15 protein-coding genes are annotated in these 16,269 nt (G+C 65.5%); 8 read left to right on the forward strand and 7 right to left on the reverse strand.

Features of this window, described 5'->3' with window-relative positions:
• Positions 1-4: 4 nt before the first annotated feature.
• The 6 genes from RW112_RS14425 to RW112_RS14450 form a co-directional block, all read right to left on the reverse strand.
• Positions 5-691, reverse strand: coding sequence for a winged helix-turn-helix domain-containing protein (locus RW112_RS14425; protein WP_317782436.1), 687 nt, complete (start codon positions 689-691; stop codon positions 5-7).
• A gap of 11 nt (positions 692-702) precedes the next feature.
• Positions 703-2,046 (reverse strand): allantoinase AllB, encoded by a 1,344-nt coding sequence (gene allB, locus RW112_RS14430; protein WP_317782437.1) that lies wholly within the window; start codon positions 2,044-2,046, stop codon positions 703-705.
• The gene (locus tag RW112_RS14435; RefSeq protein WP_317782438.1) at positions 2,039-3,229 is read right to left on the reverse strand and encodes a glycerate kinase; all 1,191 of its coding nucleotides are present in this window, start codon (positions 3,227-3,229) and stop codon (positions 2,039-2,041) included. The genes allB and RW112_RS14435 overlap by 8 nt, the downstream gene beginning before the upstream one ends.
• 2 nt (positions 3,230-3,231) lie before the next feature.
• Positions 3,232-5,022 (reverse strand): glyoxylate carboligase, encoded by a 1,791-nt coding sequence (gene gcl / locus RW112_RS14440; protein ID WP_317782439.1) that lies wholly within the window; start codon positions 5,020-5,022, stop codon positions 3,232-3,234.
• A gap of 166 nt (positions 5,023-5,188) precedes the next feature.
• On the reverse strand, positions 5,189-6,067 hold the full coding sequence (locus RW112_RS14445; protein ID WP_317782440.1) for a 2-hydroxy-3-oxopropionate reductase: 879 nt from the start codon (positions 6,065-6,067) through the stop codon (positions 5,189-5,191).
• Positions 6,068-6,192: 125 nt separating this feature from the next.
• Complete coding sequence (locus tag RW112_RS14450; protein ID WP_317782441.1) at positions 6,193-6,993, reverse strand: hydroxypyruvate isomerase family protein; 801 nt, start codon at positions 6,991-6,993, stop codon at positions 6,193-6,195.
• A 343-nt stretch (positions 6,994-7,336) separates the two neighbouring features.
• Here RW112_RS14450 and RW112_RS14455 point away from each other — a divergent pair, with 343 nt between their 5' ends.
• From RW112_RS14455 to RW112_RS14485, 7 genes are all read left to right on the forward strand, one after another.
• Positions 7,337-8,335 carry a LacI family DNA-binding transcriptional regulator gene (locus RW112_RS14455; RefSeq protein ID WP_317782442.1) on the forward strand — a complete coding sequence of 333 codons (999 nt, stop codon included), beginning with the start codon at positions 7,337-7,339 and terminating at the stop codon, positions 8,333-8,335.
• Between the two features lie 203 nt (positions 8,336-8,538).
• A complete protein-coding gene (locus RW112_RS14460) occupies positions 8,539-9,900 on the forward strand; it encodes an ABC transporter substrate-binding protein (RefSeq protein WP_317782443.1) in 1,362 nt (453 codons plus the stop codon).
• 2 nt (positions 9,901-9,902) lie between these two features.
• Positions 9,903-10,835 carry a sugar ABC transporter permease gene (locus RW112_RS14465; protein ID WP_317782444.1) on the forward strand — a complete coding sequence of 311 codons (933 nt, stop codon included), beginning with the start codon at positions 9,903-9,905 and terminating at the stop codon, positions 10,833-10,835.
• On the forward strand, positions 10,832-11,731 hold the full coding sequence (locus tag RW112_RS14470; protein ID WP_305942461.1) for a carbohydrate ABC transporter permease: 900 nt from the start codon (positions 10,832-10,834) through the stop codon (positions 11,729-11,731). Before RW112_RS14465 ends, RW112_RS14470 begins: the two co-directional genes overlap by 4 nt.
• A gap of 64 nt (positions 11,732-11,795) precedes the next feature.
• On the forward strand, positions 11,796-12,899 hold the full coding sequence (locus tag RW112_RS14475) for a Gfo/Idh/MocA family oxidoreductase (RefSeq protein ID WP_317782445.1): 1,104 nt from the start codon (positions 11,796-11,798) through the stop codon (positions 12,897-12,899).
• A gap of 1 nt (position 12,900) precedes the next feature.
• The gene (locus RW112_RS14480; RefSeq protein ID WP_317782446.1) at positions 12,901-13,650 is read left to right on the forward strand and encodes a ThuA domain-containing protein; all 750 of its coding nucleotides are present in this window, start codon (positions 12,901-12,903) and stop codon (positions 13,648-13,650) included.
• A gap of 44 nt (positions 13,651-13,694) precedes the next feature.
• Positions 13,695-14,951, forward strand: a complete 1,257-nt coding sequence (locus RW112_RS14485) for a Gfo/Idh/MocA family oxidoreductase (protein ID WP_317782447.1) — start codon at positions 13,695-13,697, stop codon at positions 14,949-14,951.
• Positions 14,952-15,075: 124 nt separating this feature from the next.
• Here the strand turns inward: RW112_RS14485 and RW112_RS14490 are convergent, their stop codons facing one another.
• Complete coding sequence (locus RW112_RS14490) at positions 15,076-15,252, reverse strand: CsbD family protein (protein WP_317782448.1); 177 nt, start codon at positions 15,250-15,252, stop codon at positions 15,076-15,078.
• Positions 15,253-15,399: 147 nt separating this feature from the next.
• Between RW112_RS14490 and RW112_RS14495 the strand changes: the two genes are divergently transcribed.
• The gene (locus RW112_RS14495) at positions 15,400-16,263 is read left to right on the forward strand and encodes a hypothetical protein (protein WP_317782449.1); all 864 of its coding nucleotides are present in this window, start codon (positions 15,400-15,402) and stop codon (positions 16,261-16,263) included.
• Positions 16,264-16,269 lie beyond the last annotated feature (6 nt).

A 16,269-nucleotide genomic window follows, 5' to 3' on the forward strand; every position in this document is an offset into this window, starting at 1 on the left:
CGGTTCAGATGCAGTATTCCGCGGGTCCGCGCACTTTCGTGTGGGGGCCGGGGACGAACTGGTAGCCGCCGCCCCGCACCGTGGCGATCGCGTGCCGGCCGCGGCGCAGCTTCCGCCGCACCCTGCCCACGTACACATCGATGGAACGCGAGGCCGCCGCCGGTGAATCGAACGATTCCAGGAACAGCCGCAGTTCCTCCCGGCTGATGGCCCGCGAACAGTTCTCCACGAGGTAGCGCAGCAGCTTGAACTCGACGCCGGTCAGCGCCACCTGCATCCCGTCCAGCCTGACCTCGCCGGCGGCAAGGTCCACGGACACCAGGCTCGCCGGACCGGCCGACGGCAGGACGTGGGTTGTGCCGTCGTCGCCCTCTTCCGGGGAGTCCTCCGGAACGGACGACGACGGCACGGGGGTTCCGCTGCCGGTGGCCCCTTGCGGTCCCCCCGGCGGGGCAGCATGGGCAGCGGAGGTTGGAGCTCCGGCGGCGGGCCGGACGTGGACTTCCGCCTCCGGAGCAATCTTCAGGGCACGCGCCAGCAATAGTTCCGCAGCGCGCGCCATCACGGCGTCGTCAATGTCCTGCACGTCGTCCGGAGTTACCCAGACGGCCAGGCCATGGGCTTTGAGCTGCGGCCCCGGCTCGGCCGGGCTGGCACATATGCCGCGCGGGGAATGTACCTGGACTGCCATAGCGTGGTGCCTCAGACGCCGCCGCGGCGGATGAGCTTGCCGCCGGGGGTCTTGCCGTCGATTTCATGACCGCGCAGGAATGTCTTCCGCACCACACCGGAAAGCGCCTTGCCGTCGTAGGGCGTGATCGGGTTCTTGTGCTTGAGCTTGGAGACGTCCACCACGAAGGCCTCGTCCGGGGCGAACACGGAGAAGTCCGCGTCGTAACCGAGCGCCAGCTGGCCCTTGTTGGAGAGGCGCGCCAGGGCGGCGGGCTTCTCGGCCATCCAGGACACCACCTGCTCCAGCGGGATGCCGCGGTGCCGTGCTTCGCTCCAGATCAGGGACAGGCCCAGCTGGAGTGAGGAAACGCCGCCCCAGGCGACGGCGAAGTCGCCGTTTTCCAGGTCCTTCAGGTCGAGGGTGGACGGGGAGTGGTCGGAGACGATGCAGTCGATGGTGCCGTCCTGCAGGCCCTGCCACAGCAGCTCGCGGTTGGAGGCCTCGCGGATGGGCGGGCAGCACTTGTAGGCGGTGGCGCCGTCCGGAATCTCTTCGGCCATGAGCGTGAGGTAGTGCGGGCAGGTTTCCACCGTGAGGTGCACGCCGTCGCGCTTGGCGGACGCGATCATCGGCAGCGCGTCGGACGAGGACAGGTGCAGGATATGGGCGCGGGCGCCGGTCCAGCGGGCCCGTTCGATCACCTCGGCGATGGCCTTGTTCTCGGCGCCGCGCGGGCGGGAGGCCAGGAACGTGGCGTAGTGGTCGCCGCCCGGGTGCGGTGCGCGGTCGATTGCGTGGGAGTCTTCCGCGTGGACGATCATGAGCGAGTCGAAGGACTTGAGCTCGGCCATGTCCTCTTCCATCTCGTCCGCTTCCAGGTGGGGGAACTCGTCCACGCCGGAGTGCAGCAGGAAGCACTTGAAACCGAAGACGCCCTCGTCGTGCAGCGGGCGCAGGTCCGCCTTGTTGCCCGGGACGGCCCCGCCCCAGAACCCGACGTCCACAAACGCCTGGTCCTCGGCCACCTCGCGCTTGAGTTTGAGGCCTTCCACCGTGGTGGTGGGCGGGATGGAGTTCAGCGGCATGTCGATGATGGTGGTGACGCCGCCGGCTGCCGCGGCCCGGGTGGCGGAGGCGAACCCCTCCCACTCGGTGCGGCCGGGCTCGTTGACGTGGACGTGGGTGTCCACCAGGCCGGGGATGAGGGTTTCGTCGTCGGCGAGTTCAATCAGGGCGTCGCCGGACAGGGCGTTGCCGAGCGGTTCGATGGCGACGATCTTGCCGCCGCGCACGCCCACTTCACGCGCGGCGATGCCGGCGGTGGTGAGGATGCGCTGGCCCCGGATGACGAGGTCAAAGCGTTCTTCAGACATTGAGGGGCTCCTTAGTGCGGGCGCTGTTCTCCGGTGCGGTGGCCGCCTGGGTCAGGTCCGCCAGTGCCGCGCCGATGTGCTTTCCCAATTGTTCAAGCAGGGGTCCTGCTTCGGCTATACATATTTCTACCTTGGCCTCCAGCGAGGTCAGCGGGTAGACCTGCCGGAATCCTGAATCCGTCTGCTGCGACGGCGTCAGGGTGGTGCGGCCGCAGACGGCCACCACCGGGACACCGGCGCGGGCGGCCGCGCGGGCCACGCCCATGGGCGTTTTGCCGAGCAGGCTCTGTTCGTCCAGGCTCCCTTCGCCGGTAATCACCAGGTCCGCGCCAGCCAGCCGGTCAGCGAGCCCGGTGAATTCAAGCACGACGTCGATGCCCGGCCTGCGCGTCGCGGCCAGGACCGCGATGGCGGCGTAGCCCACGCCGCCCGCCGCCCCGGCGCCCGGTGCGTCCGCGGCCTTCAGCGCGCGGGGTCCGATCTCTGCGGCGAGGACGTCCACGAAGTGCTGCAGTGCGGCGTCCAGGGTTGCCACGTCCTCCGGTGTGGCGCCCTTCTGCGGGCCGAAGACCGCCGGGGCGCCTTCGGTTCCCAACAGCGGGTTGTCCACATCGCTGGCGAGGACGAAGCGTGCCTCGTCCAGCCGGGCGTCGAAGCCGGAAAAGTCGATCCGGTGCAGCCTGGCCAGGGCCGCACCGCCGGGCGGCAGTTCGTTGCCTTCCGTGTCCAGGAGCTGTGCGCCGAGTCCCTGCAGGACGCCGGCGCCGCCGTCGGTGTTGGCGCTCCCGCCGACGCCCAGGATGATCTGCCGGCATCCGGCGTCGAGCGCTGCCCGGATCAGTTCCCCGGTGCCCAGGCTGGTGGCTCCCTTGGCGTCCAAGGTGCCGCCGGGGAGGACGGCGAGGCCGGACGCCGCAGCCATTTCGATGACCGCTTCCCGGCCGCGGACCGCAAACTCTGCCCGGAGCGGCTGCCCGGTGGGGCCGCTGACCACGGCGCTCCGGCGGGTGAAGCCGGAGCCGACGGCGGCGTCGAGGGTGCCCTCGCCGCCGTCGGCCACCGGAATCCGGAGGACGTCAAGGTTGTGGCCGGTTGCGGACTGCAGCCCGGCATCCAGGTGCCGGGCCACGTCCGGGGCGGACAGCGAGCCCTTGAACTTGTCCGGGGCGATCACGATCCGCATGATTAGGCCTGCATTGCCAGGATGGCGGTGGGCGCGTCGGCGCTGGACTCGGCCAGTTCCTCGAACTCGTTCACCGCGTTGATTTCCACGCCCATGGAGATGTTGGTGATCTTTTCCAGGATCACTTCCACCACCACGGGAACCTTGAACTCGCCGGCCAGCGCCTTGGCCTTGTCGAAGGCGGACGCCAGGTCGCTGGGGTCCTCCACCCGGACGGCCTTGCAGCCCAGGCCCTCGGCCACCTTGATGTGGTCCACGCCGTAGCCGCTGGCGGTGGCCGAGAGATCGGTGCTGTTGATGTTCTCGAAGGCCAGAGAGACGTTCTGCTCCATGTTGAAGCCGCGCTGGGACTGGCGGATCAGGCCCAGGTAGGAGTTGTTGACCACCACGTGGATGTACGGCAGGTTGAACTGCGCGCCCACGGCCAGTTCCTCGATCATGAACTGGAAGTCGTAGTCACCGGACAGGGCCACAACGGTCTCGTCCGGCCTGCCGCGGACCACGCCCAGGGCGGCGGGGGCGGTCCAGCCCAGGGGGCCGGCCTGGCCGGCGTTGATCCACCTGCGCGGGCCGAACACGTGCAGCATCTGGGCGCCGGCGATCTGGGACAGGCCGATGGTGGACACGTAGGTGGTGTCCTTGCCGAAGGACTTGTTCATCTCCTCGTACACGCGCTGCGGCTTGATGGGGATGTTCTCGAAGTGCGTCTTGCGGTGCAGGGTGGCTTTGCGTTCGGCGCATTCGGCTGCCCAGGCGGAGTAGTCCGGCAGGGACCCGGCCTCACGGCGTTCGCGGGCCAGCTCGATCAGCCCGGCCAGCGCCGCACCGGCGTCGGACGCGATGCCCAGGTCCGGGGAGAACACACGGCCGATCTGGGTGGGCTCGATGTCAATGTGCACGAACGTGCGGCCGGCCGTGTAGGTGTCCAGCCCGCCGGTGTGGCGGTTGGCCCAGCGGTTGCCGATGCCGATCACGAAGTCGCTGCGCAGGTAGTTCTCGTTGCCGTAGCGGTGGCTGGTCTGCAGGCCCACCATGCCGGCCATCAGGGGGTGGTCGTCGGAGATGGCGCCCCAGCCCATCAGGGTGGGGATGACCGGAACGCCCAGCAGTTCGGCCAGTTCCACCAGCTGCTCGGAGGCGCCGGCGTTGATGATGCCGCCGCCGGCAACGATCAGCGGGCGTTCGCCGGCCGTCAGCATGTCCAGGGCCTTTGCCAGCTGCTTGCGGGAGGCCTTCGGCTTCTCCACGGGCAGCGGCTCGTAGGTGTCGATGTCGAATTCGATCTCGGCCAGCTGCACGTCGATCGGCAGGTCCAGCAGGACCGGGCCGGGCCGGCCGGAGCGCATCAGCTGGAAGGCCTTCTGGAAGGCGCCGGGAACCTGGCCGGGCTCCAGGATGGTCATGGCCATCTTGGTCACGGGCTTGGCGATGGACTCGATGTCCACGGCCTGGAAGTCTTCCTTGTGCAGCTTGGCCACGGGGGCCTGGCCGGTGATGCAGAGCATGGGGATGGAATCGGCCCAGGCGGCGTACAGGCCGGTGATCATGTCCGTGCCGGCCGGCCCGGAGGTGCCGATGCAGATGCCGATGTTGCCGTCGGCGGCACGGGAGTAGCCGTCCGCCATGTGGCTGGCGCCTTCGACGTGGCGGGCCAGCGTGTGGCGGATGCCGCCGTGGTTCCGCATGGCCGAATAGAAGGGGTTGATCGCCGCGCCTGGCAGGCCGAACGCCTCGGTGGCGCCCTCCTTTTCCAGGATCGCGACGGCAGCGTCTACGGTGCGCATCTTGGTCATTGGGTACTCCTTGGGAAGTCTGTTTTTGGGTGTGCTGAAGGAAGGCCCGGCGTCCGAGCCTGTCCGGACTGTTTTTGGTGTGCTGAAGCGAGTTTTTGTCCAGATATCGGGAGATAGAGGGCCGTTTCGACCGATTATCTGGACAAAAACTCCGGGGGCGGCTGGCTTACTTCCGGCCGCTGAGCTGGAGGACCTGCTTGAAGAGTCCCGAGTGGTCCAGGCCGCCGTCGCCCTGGTTGACGGTGGCGGCGACGAGCTGTGCGACGACGGCGCCGAGCGGGATGGCGACATTGGCTTCGCGGGCGGCCGAGGTGACGATGCCGAGGTCCTTGTGGTGCAGGGCCAGGCGGAAGCCGGGGTCGAAGTTGCGGTCCAGCATCTTCTGGCCCTTCTGGTCCAGGACCTTGGAGCCGGCCAGGCCGCCGCCGAGGACCTTGAGGGCGGCGTCGGTGTCCACGCCGTAGGCCTCCAGGAAGGCGATGGCCTCGCCGAGGACCTCGATGTTCACGGCCACGATCAGCTGGTTGGCTGCCTTCACGGTCTGGCCGGAGCCGGACGGGCCGACGTGGACGATGGTCTTGCCGACGGCGTTGAGGACGTCCTGCGCGGCCTCGAAGTCTGCCGCGTCGCCGCCCACCATGATGGAGAGTGCGGCGTCGATGGCGCCCTGTTCGCCGCCGGAAACCGGGGCGTCGAGCGGGCGGATGCCGGCTGCGACGGCGTCCTCGGAGAGCCGCTTGGCGACATCGGGGCGGATGCTGGACGCGTCGATCCACAGGGTGCCCTGCTTGGCGTTCGCGAACACGCCGTCCTTGCCGCTGACCACACCCTCAACATCGGGGGAGTCCGGCACCATGGTGATGACGACGTCGGCGTCCTTGACGGCGTCCGCGATGCTGGTGGCGCCCTTGCCGCCTTCGGAGACCAGCTTGTCGATCTTGTCCTGGCTGCGGTTGAAGCCGGTGACGGTGTGGCCGGCCTTGACGAGGTTGATGGCCATGGGCAGGCCCATGATTCCGAGGCCGATGACTGCAACGTTGCTCATTGTGTTTCTCTTTCTGAAGTCTGGGGGAGGCTTACCCAACTAACTCGCAGTTAACGTCGTCAAAACGGCTCTTCGCGACGTTAAATGCCAGTCAGTTGGGCGGGTGGTGCGGGTGGGGGCGAAAGCTACTTGGAGACGCGTTGGCGGATGGCCCAGCTGAAAGCCGTTTCCTGCGGTTCCTTGTATTCGAGGCCGATGTAGCCCTCGTAGCCGAGTTCGCGGCTGCGGGCGATCCATTCGCCGAGGGGAAGCTGCCCGGTTCCGGGTGCCCCGCGGCCGGGGTTGTCGGCGATCTGGATGTGGCCGAAGTCCTTGGCGTGCTTTTCGATGACCGCTGCGACGTCGTCGCCGTTGACGGCCAGGTGGTAGAAGTCGGCAAGGAGCTTGATGTTCTCCGCGCCTGACTCCGTCTTGACCCGGGCGATGACATCGAGGGCGTCCCGGGCCTTGAGGAGCGGGTACCTGGGGGCGCCGCTCACGGGTTCCAGGAGGACGGTGCCGCCGATGCGGGCCACTCCTGCTGCGGCGGCAGCCAGGTTCCTGGCGGCCAGTTCGTCCTGCTCCTCCGGGGTGAATTCGTCCTGGCGGTTGCCGTAGAGGGCGTTGAAGGCCTTGCAGCCGAGGCGCTCGCCGATTCCGGCGACGACGTCGATGTTGTCCTTGAACTCACCTTCACGGCCCACCCAGGAGACCAGGCCGCGGTCGCCGCCGGGCATGTTGCCGGCGTTGAAGTTCAGGCCGGTGAGCTGAACGCCGGCGTCCTTGATGGCGTTTTCAAACTCGGTGACCTGGGTGTCGGTGGGGACGGAGGTTTCGAAGGGCCACCAGAATTCGACGGCGTCAAAGCCGGCGGCCTTCGCTGCGGCGGGCCGCTCCGGGAGCGGCAGTTCCGTCAGCAGGATGGAGCAGTTCACTGTGTACGTCATCGTAGGTGTCCTTCCGGGGGAGGGGCTTTGATCTATCTTCCCCTTGGATTGCCTCTGCCGGTTCGGCTAAACATTCCGCTTTGTGGAATTTAGATTCTGCTTTATGAAAAGTTTAGGGAAGGTGGGGGTGCGAGTCAAGGGGGACCGGGCGGGTGCGGGCATGAGGCATATGGAAAAGGGGGAGTTCGGGGCCGCAACCGCGGCGCCGAAACCTGGGCCATGCCCGATCCGCTTGACTCTGATATCGCCGCTCGCCCCTGCGACTATGCTGAGGAACGCCGGTATGGCACGGCAGTGGTATGGCGGCAAGGACCATTGTCACTGGTCGCGGAAGGACAATCGAATGGCTCGGCCGACAGTACAGGACGTCGCCAAAACGGCGGGAGTGTCTGTGGGGACGGTGTCCCGCGTTTTGAACGGAAGCCCGGCTGTCAGCGAGTCGAGCAAGGAAAAGGTCAATGCCGCGATCCGTCAGCTCAGCTATCGGCCGCTTGCCTCGGCCAGGGACCTTCGCCGCGACCGGACCATGCGCGTCCTCGCCCTCGCCAAGAACCTGGACTCTTTGGTGATCAGTGAAGTTTTCCGGGGTGTGGGCGACGCCGCCGCGGACTCGGGCTATGTCAGCCTCATCGCAGCGACGTCCGGGGACCTGGATCGCGAACAGCAACTGGTGGACATGCTGCGGAATGGCTCCGTGGACGGACTGGTGCTGTTTTCTCCGACGATGTCGGATCAGGAGGTTGATGCCGTTGCCGAGCAGATGAGTGTCGTTCAGGTCTGTGAGATCGTCGACGCCGAATCGGCTTTCGGCGTGTCCATCGACGACCGTCAGGCCGCTTATGACATCACCCGACACCTGATCGACACCGGCGGCAAGAGGCTGGCCATGCTCGCCCACAGAGGCGCCCGCTCGGGCCGGCTGCGCGAAGAAGGCTTTCGTCAGGCGCTAACCGAGTCGGGCTTGGCACCGGACCGAATCCTGTTCGCCGAAGGCAATTTCGGCTTCCACTCCGGTCGCACCCTTGCAAGGAAGCTCCTGGAAAAAGGAAGCCTTCCGGATGCGGTGTTTTGCGGCACTGACATCGTTGCGGCCGGGTGCGTCCGTGAACTCACCGACGCCGGGTTGCGGGTTCCTGGCGACATCGCTGTGGCAGGTTTCGATGACTCGGCCCAGGCCGAAATGTGCGTCCCGGAGCTGACCACGGTCCGGCAGCCGGCCTATGAGATGGGCCGTGTGGCATTCGCCGAACTCCTCGAACGGATGACCGTGCCTGGCGCCCACCGCCGCGGCCGGACTTTCCTCCCGCATGAGCTCGTGGTGCGGGACTCCACCAAGACCTGAAGAAAGAGGGTTGACAGCCTCGCGTGGTCCCTGTCACACTATTTTGGAATCGATTCCACGGCCGCAGGGCCCTAAATTTTTCGCGTTTTTGGAATCGATTCCAAAATTCAATGAACCATCGGCAAAGAAGCCCTGTTCAGCGTGCGCGGCAGCCGCCGCCCCTTGGCCTTCCCACCGCCCACAGACCCCCAAAGGAGCCACTTGTGGACTTGAATCGACCTGCTTCTCCGCTCCAGGAGGACACCGCAACATCACAGACATCCGCACACATGACCGAACTGCGCGCAGGTTCCCTGCGGGCACGCCTGGTGACTGTCGCCGCAGCGGCCATCGCCGCGGGCCTCCTGATCAGCGGTTGCGGCGGGGGAGCCGCACCCCAGGGTGCGGAACAGGCGGCAGCTGCCGATCCGGCGTCGGGCGCTAATGCCAGCGGCAGCGTCAACATCTGCGGCGTCAAGGACGCGTCGGGTATCTACAAAGGCACTGCGGAGGCATTCACCAAGGCGAACGGCAAGGTCACGGCCAAGTACACCGAGATCGGCGCCACCACAGACGAGGCCCGCACCCAGATCGTCCAGCGGCTCGAAGGTAAGTCCACTGAATGCGACATCTTCCTCACGGACGTCATCTGGACCTCCGAGTTCGCCTCCCAGGGCTGGCTGCTGGACCAGACCAAGCTCGTAGAGGCCAACAAGGACCGGCTCATTCCTTCCACGGTGGAGACCACCAAGTACCAGGACAAGTACTGGGCCTCGCCGTTCTTCACGAACGCCGGATTGGTCTACTACCAGAAGGACAAGGTGGCCAAGCCTGAGACCTGGCAGCAGCTCTACGCAGAAGCAGCCAAAGCTCCCGGCAACGGCTACGTCTACCAGGGCAAGCAGTACGAGGGCCTGACGGTGAACTTCCTCGAAATGCTCTACAGCGCAGGCGGCGAAGTACTCGACGACAAGGGCGAGGTGGCGATTGATTCGCCGGAGACCCGCGAGGTCCTCGACTTCATGAGCAACGGGCTCAAGGACGGCGCAGCTGACCGCGCCGTCCTGACCTACAACGAAGACCCCGCCCGTCTCGCTTATGAGTCCGGCGACTTCGGCTACCAGCGCAACTGGCCGCATGTATACCGCCTGCTCAACGCCACCTCCCTGGCCGGCAGCTTTGGCGTGGCACCTCTGCCGGCATGGGAAGGCGGCAAGGCATCCGGCGTGCTGGGTGGCTGGAACCTGGCTATCTCCGCCCACGCCACGAACCAGTCCGGGGCCGTGGCGTTCATCGACTTTGCCACCACGCCGGAATGGCAGAAGCACGTGGCCATGGACTACTCCCAGGCCCCGGTCAATGAAGCCGCCTATTCTGATGCAGCGGTTCTCCAAAAGATGCCCTTCGCCACCGAACTGCTCGCGTCCGTCAAAGGTGCCAAGCCCCGCCCGATCTCCCCGGTCTACCCGCAGATCTCCCAGGCGATCTACAAGAACGTATATGCCGTCCTTTCCGGAACTGCCTCGGCCGAGGACGCCGTGAAGAAGATGGCCGAGGAGATCACCACCGCCAAGGCGAGCTTCTGAACATGGCCTTCAAAACACTTGTTCCCGGTCGCGGAGTCAACGGCCGCGACCGGGCCGAGCGGCGGCTAGCGGTCGGCATGACCGCCCCCTCCCTGGTCATCATGGCCCTGGTGGCGGCGGTCCCCATTGGCTACGCGATCTGGCTCTCCCTGAACCAGTACAGCGTCCGCACTGCAGGCCTCTCCCGATTCGTCGGTCTGGAGAACTACATCTCCGCCCTGAGCAGCCCTGAATGGTGGGCTGCCTTCGGCCAGACTTTCCTCTTCGCCGGACTTTCGGTCTCCTTGGAGTTGGTGCTCGGTACGGCCATGGCCTTGCTGCTCAACCTCGCATTCAAGGGCCGCGCCCTCCTGCGCACCGTGGTTCTGCTGCCCTATGCCATCATCACCGTAGTCAGCGCCATCACTTGGCAGACGATGTTCCAGCCAAACATGGGTCTGGTAACCAACGTCCTCGCCGCCCTCGGCCTGCCCGGCGGCGACGTCGTCTGGCTCGGCGAGCACGGATACGCCATGGCCGTGATCGTTCTGGCCGACGTCTGGAAGACCACGCCGTTCGCGGCACTCATCATCCTGGCCGGCCTGCAGGTCATCTCCTCCGAAACCTACGAGGCCGCAGAACTCGACGGCGCCAGCAAGTGGCAGACGTTTGCACACATCACCCTGCCGCTCTTGCGTCCTGCAATCGTCCTCGCGGCGATCTTCCGCACCATGGATGCCCTGCGCGTCTTCGACCTGCCGTTCGTGCTCACCCGCGGCGCCAACGGCACCGAGTCCATGTCGATGCTGGCCTACACCCAGCTGCGCGAAAACCGGCTGGTGGGTGAAGGATCGGCGCTGTCCATCCTGACCTTCCTGACCGTCATGGTGGTCTCCGTCATTTACGTCCGCTTTGCCGGCGGCAACATCCGCGAAGTAGCCAAGGAGGAACAATGAGCACGCTGACTGCAGAACGCCCGACGGCGGAACCCGCCACGCGCCCCAGGGCACCGAAGCGTCGGCTCCGGGGCGAAGCGAAACTGCACCCCCTGGTGTGGGTGTTCGTCGTAGCCGTCATGGGCTTCTCGCTCATCCCGTTTTACTGGCTGGTCAACACCTCGCTCAAGAAGGGGGCGAGCCTGTCCCGGGGCGAGCTGTTCCCGAGCCAGCCCACCTTTGAGAACTACCTTGTGGTATTCCAGAACCCCGAGTTCCTCCTGGCCCTGCGCAACTCGGTGATTATCGCCGTCGTCACCACCACAGTGGCACTGGTGTTCGCATCTTTCGCTGCTTATGCCCTGGCCAGGCTGAAGATGCGCCGCAAGGCCTTGATCCTGACGCTGATCCTCTCGGTGACAACCTTCCCGGCCATCGCCATCGCGGCCCCGTTGTTCTCCATCTGGCGGGAAATCGGCCTGTACGACACACTCCTTGGCCTCATCATCCCGAAGCTGACGTTCGCCTTGCCGCTGGCGATTTACACGCTGACGTCCTTCTTCAAGGAGATCCCGCGGGAACTCGAGGAATCCGCGTACATGGATGGCGCCACGCCTTTCACGGCCTTCCGCAAAGTCATCCTGCCCCTGGCGGTCCCCGGCCTGGCCACGACAGCGATCCTGGTGTTCATCTCGGTCTGGAACGAATTCCTCCTTGCCGTCACCCTGACCACCTCGCCGGAGGCCCGCCCGGTCCCGGTCGCGATTGCCTTCTTCAGCGGAACCAGCGAGTTCGACCAGCCACTGGGCACCATCAGCGCCGCGTCAGTGATCATCACGGTCCCGCTTGTCATCCTTGTGCTCGTGTGCCAGAAACGCATTGTTTCGGGCATGACGGCCGGCGCCGTCAAGGGCTAACCACCACTGGCTGCCAGACCCATCCACAGACTTCAACCAGAATCACAGAAAGAACAGGAACAACGTGAGCATTCAGCAGCAGGCCCCGTCCGCAACCCTCAAGGTGGGAGTTGTAGGCATTGGTTGGGCCGGCCAGCAGCACCTCAAGGCGCACAGCAACATCGACGGCGTCGAAATTGTCGCCGTCGCGGGCATGGAAGCAGAACTTCTTGCCCGGCTGAAGGAGGAGTACAGCATTCCTCATGCTTTCGCCCGCTGGGAAGACATGATCGAGCTTGAGGGCCTCGACGCCGTCAGTGTCGCCGTGCCCACTTTCCTGCATGCACCGATCTCGATTGCAGCCTTGGGGCGCGGGTTGCACGTGCTGAGCGAAAAGCCGCTGGCCCGCAATGGCGTGGAAGGGCAGGCGATGGTGGACGCAGCCCGCGAGGCCGGGCGGGTCCTGGACGTCGCGTTCAACCACCGCCGCCGCGGCGACATCCAAGCCCTCAAGGAAGTGATCGACGACGGCACGCTGGGCCGCCCGTACTACGCCAAAGCTTCCTGGCTCCGCCGCAAGGGCATTCCGATGCTGGGCAGCTGGTTCACCAACCCGGAGCTCGCCGGCGGAGGTCCGTTGGCAGACATCGGTGTGCACGTCCTGGACTACGCACTGCACCTCCTTGGCGAACCCAAAGTCCTGGCTGTCTCGGCCTCGACCCATTCCGAACTCGGTCCGCGCGGCCTTGGGGGCAACGCCCGCTACACCGCCTCGAGCTCCAGCCACAAGTTCGAAGTGGAAGACTTCGCGTCCGCCTTCATCCGGCTGGAGGGCGGCGGGACGCTGATCCTGGAAGCCGGATGGGCCAGCTACCGCGACGAGCGGGACCTGATGGACTTCACCGTCTACGGAACCGAAGGCGGTGCCGAGCTTCGCTCTGTCGGCGCTTCCGAGAATCCCGTGGCCGACGTGCACGTTTTCACTGAAAAGGACGGCGAAAATGCCGACTTTGAAGTGGTGGCCGAACCCGGCCGCGCCCATCAGGCCGTCGTCGACGACTTCGTTGCCGCAGTGCGTGGCGGCGAGACAGTGTGGGGAAGCCACGATGGGTCACTTGCCCTCAGCCGCGCCCTGATTCTTGATGCCTGCTATAAATCCGCCCTCGAAAAACGTGAAGTGGTGCTCTGATATGTCTGACAAGAAACTGAACATCGTCGTCTGGAACGAGGCCGTCCACGAGGCCCGTAACGAGCCGGAAACCATGTCCGAGATGTACCCGGAAGGGATCCACGGCGCTATTGCCGCCGGGCTCCGTGCCTACTACCCGGACTCCGAAATCTCCACAGCCACCCTGGCCGACCCCGAGCACGGGCTCTCCGAGGAAGTGCTGGAGCAGACCGACGTCCTGCTGTGGTGGGGGCACATCGCCCACCAGGAAGTCAGCGACGAAGTGGTGGAACGCGTGCAGCGCCACGTGCTGGGAGGCATGGGCCTGGTGGTGCTGCACTCCGGGCACTTTGCCAAGATCTTTACCAGACTGCTGGGCACCACCTGCTCACTGAAATGGCGCAACGATGGCGAACGCGAGCTCGTGTGGACGGTCAAGCCTTCCCACCCGATCGCGGCCGGCATCGAAAGCCCCATCGTCATCCCCAAGCAGGAGATGTATGGAGAACTGTTCGATATTCCGGAACCCGATGACCTGATCTTCATCAGCTCCTTCGCCGGCGGCGAGGTGTTCCGCTCCGGCGTGACGTTCTCCCGGGGAAAGGGCCGAATCTTCTACTTCAGTCCCGGCGACCAGGAATACCCGGTGTACCACCAGCCGCAAATCCAGAAGGTCATCGCCAACGGCGTTGCTTGGGCGGCCCAGCCGGAGCGGTTCCGGGAGACACCTGAGGTCTCCAACCCTGCACGGGGCTGGTTCGAGGAAGCCTAGGCCCCTCTACTTTCGCAGAATACTCACTCTCTAGGAACGAATACATGACCATCTCCGCACACTCGTCCCAACCTTCCTCGCCGGTTTCGCCCCCGCTCGGCGTGGCCGCCATTGGTTACGCCTTCATGGGAAAGGCCCATTCGAATGCGTGGCGGAACGTGGCCAGTTTCTTCGACGTCCCGGCCATCGAGCAGAAAGTGCTCGTAGGCCGGGATGCCACCCAGGTGGCCGAAGCCGCAGCCAAGTATGGCTGGGCCGAGTCCGCCACGGACTGGCGTGCCGTCATTGAACGGGACGACATCGACATCGTGGACATTTGTACCCCGGGCTGGATGCACGCCGAAATCGCCATCGCTGCACTGGCCGCCGGTAAGCACGTCCTCGTGGAAAAGCCGCTCGCGAACACCATCTCGGAGGCTGAGGCCATGATGGCAGCCGCGGCTGAAGCCCGGGCCCGGGGTGTGCAGTCGATGATCGGCTTCAACTACCGCCGTGTCCCTGCTTTGGCACTGGCACGCGAGCTCATTGCAGAGGGCCGGCTGGGCACTGTCCGGCACGTCCGCGCCGCCTACCTGCAGGACTGGCTCTCCGACGCCGAGTCTCCCATGACCTGGCGGCTCCGCAAGGAAACGGCCGGATCCGGAGCGTTGGGTGACATCGCCTCGCACGCCATTGACCAAGTCCAGCACCTCACCGGTCAAACCGTCACTGAGGTGACCGGAACGTTGAGGACTTTTGTCACCGAACGTCCCGGCCCTGGCGGTGCGGAGAAAGTGACAGTCGACGACGCCGCCTGGGCCACCCTTGGCATGACGGGGAACATCAGCGCGTCCGTGGAGGTATCCCGGGTTGCCACGGGTCAAAAGAACTCGCTCAAGCTCGAAATCTACGGTTCCCTCGGCTCGCTGACGTTTGACCTCGAGAACCTGAACGAACTGAACTTCCTCGATGCCAGACTGCCCGTCCGGGAGCAGGGATTCCGGCGGATTCTCGTGAACGAGCCGGAGCACCCGTACCTCGAAGCGTGGTGGCCGCAGGGCCACATCATCGGGTGGGAGCACACGTTCACCCACCAGATCCGGGACTTCCTCCTTGCGATCCGGGACGGAAGCCAGCCGTCGCCGTCGTTCGACGACGGGCTCCAGATCCAGCGCGTCCTGACCGCGGTCGAAGAATCTGCCAAAAACAGGAGCACCGTCACCGCGGTTGCAGCCTCCACCGAACGGTGCGTCCCGCGCTGGGAGAAAGACGACCTGGACGATCTTTACACGGCGCTGCCGGGCCGCGTTTCCGGCGGCTGAGCTTCTTCCAGGGTTCAGGCAGCAATCCGTGCCCGCCCGCTCCCATGGACAACTGTTGTGTAGGCAGGGCGCAGAAAAGCGGACGGCCCCTTGCCGGAGCCGCCCGCTGTATCTGTTGTGTGTCTTAGTGCCGCTTGAAGGCGTGCCTGATCTTTTCGCCGGCCTGCTTGAGGTCGGCCCTGACTGCGCGGCCCCTGCCTTCGGCCCTCAAGCGCTCGTTGCCGGTGGCTTCGCCAGCGGCCTTCTTTCCCTTGCCGTGAAGCCTTTCCGCGGCGTTGTGGATCCTGTCACCCAAACCCATTGCGGTCCTCCTTGTGGTGCGGCCGGCGCGGCTGGTTGCCGCCCATGCCGCCACTTAAATTGTAGGAAGAATTGGCTCCAGGTCCATGGTCCTTAAGGAGTACCCTAGGAACCATAAGCATGCTTGCTATCTGAAGGGGTGGTTCTCATGAAGAAGATTCCTGCTCTTGGCGTTGCCGCCGCAGCGATGCTGGCCCTGGCCGCCTGTACGGGCGGAGGCGGGCAAAGCCCGTCACCTACCGCCACCGCCACCACCAGCGCGGTGCAGGACAAGGTCTACAGCGAAGATGAACTCCGGGAGCTGATCTCCGGCCGGTCCGACAAGGACGGCAGCGAGCTCAAGCTGTACTCCAAGGACCAGGTGGAGCAGGGCAGCAACATCGCGAACCTGCTGATGAGCGCCGCCACCACCGAGCCCGCGGACTGCAAGGCAATCGCCACGGCCGGCCTGCTGGACCAGGTCGAAAACGGTGACGTGGCCATTGCGATTTCGGAGAGCCAGCAGCCGCGGACGTTGTCCGCCCAGTCGGGAGCCGACGGTCCGGACGCCGTCGCCCTGCTCAATGAAGTGAGCGGAAAGATGGACCAGTGCAGCAACTTTACGCTTTCGGTCCTGGGGCAGCGTTACGAAGTCGCCAGCAAGGAACTGGAGGCCAAAACCGACGGCGAGGAAACTTTTGCGACGGTCAGCACCCGCGGAGGCAACGCTTCGGACATGCTGATGCAGGTTTCCGCGGCCCAGGGCCGCCTGCTGGTGGTGGCCACCAAGGGCGGGGCGGACCTTAACGACGCCGATCAGGAGGAGCTGGAGGAACTGGTCAACGCGGTCCTCGACAAGGCTGAGGGCGGTTCCACCGGAACGGCCACGTCGACGCCGACCGGAACCTCGACGTCGACCGTCACTGTCACTCCGACGGACGGAACCGCAACGCCAAGCGTTACGGAAACGACGACGGCGACTGTCACCGTGACTCCGACCGAGACTTCGGCGACGCCCTCGCCGTCGAACTAGTTACGC

Origin of the sequence: Arthrobacter sp. B10-11, assembly GCF_033142195.1 — a bacterium.
Taxonomy (GTDB): domain Bacteria; phylum Actinomycetota; class Actinomycetes; order Actinomycetales; family Micrococcaceae; genus Arthrobacter; species Arthrobacter oryzae_C.

Bases quoted from the DNA above. Each gene is read 5' to 3' on its own strand.
- RW112_RS14485 (WP_317782447.1), top strand. From the start codon at position 13,695: ATGACCATCTCCGCACACTCGTCCCAACCTTCCTCGCCGGTTTCGCCC.
- RW112_RS14490 (WP_317782448.1), bottom strand. From the start codon at position 15,252: ATGGGTTTGGGTGACAGGATCCACAACGCCGCGGAAAGGCTTCACGGC.
- RW112_RS14465 (WP_317782444.1), top strand. From the start codon at position 9,903: ATGGCCTTCAAAACACTTGTTCCCGGTCGCGGAGTCAACGGCCGCGAC.
- RW112_RS14450 (WP_317782441.1), bottom strand. From the start codon at position 6,993: ATGACGTACACAGTGAACTGCTCCATCCTGCTGACGGAACTGCCGCTC.
- allB (WP_317782437.1), bottom strand. From the start codon at position 2,046: ATGTCTGAAGAACGCTTTGACCTCGTCATCCGGGGCCAGCGCATCCTC.
- RW112_RS14435 (WP_317782438.1), bottom strand. From the start codon at position 3,229: ATGCGGATCGTGATCGCCCCGGACAAGTTCAAGGGCTCGCTGTCCGCC.
- RW112_RS14445 (WP_317782440.1), bottom strand. From the start codon at position 6,067: ATGAGCAACGTTGCAGTCATCGGCCTCGGAATCATGGGCCTGCCCATG.
- RW112_RS14455 (WP_317782442.1), top strand. From the start codon at position 7,337: ATGGCTCGGCCGACAGTACAGGACGTCGCCAAAACGGCGGGAGTGTCT.
- RW112_RS14480 (WP_317782446.1), top strand. From the start codon at position 12,901: ATGTCTGACAAGAAACTGAACATCGTCGTCTGGAACGAGGCCGTCCAC.
- gcl (WP_317782439.1), bottom strand. From the start codon at position 5,022: ATGACCAAGATGCGCACCGTAGACGCTGCCGTCGCGATCCTGGAAAAG.
- RW112_RS14495 (WP_317782449.1), top strand. From the start codon at position 15,400: ATGAAGAAGATTCCTGCTCTTGGCGTTGCCGCCGCAGCGATGCTGGCC.
- RW112_RS14470 (WP_305942461.1), top strand. From the start codon at position 10,832: ATGAGCACGCTGACTGCAGAACGCCCGACGGCGGAACCCGCCACGCGC.
- RW112_RS14425 (WP_317782436.1), bottom strand. From the start codon at position 691: ATGGCAGTCCAGGTACATTCCCCGCGCGGCATATGTGCCAGCCCGGCC.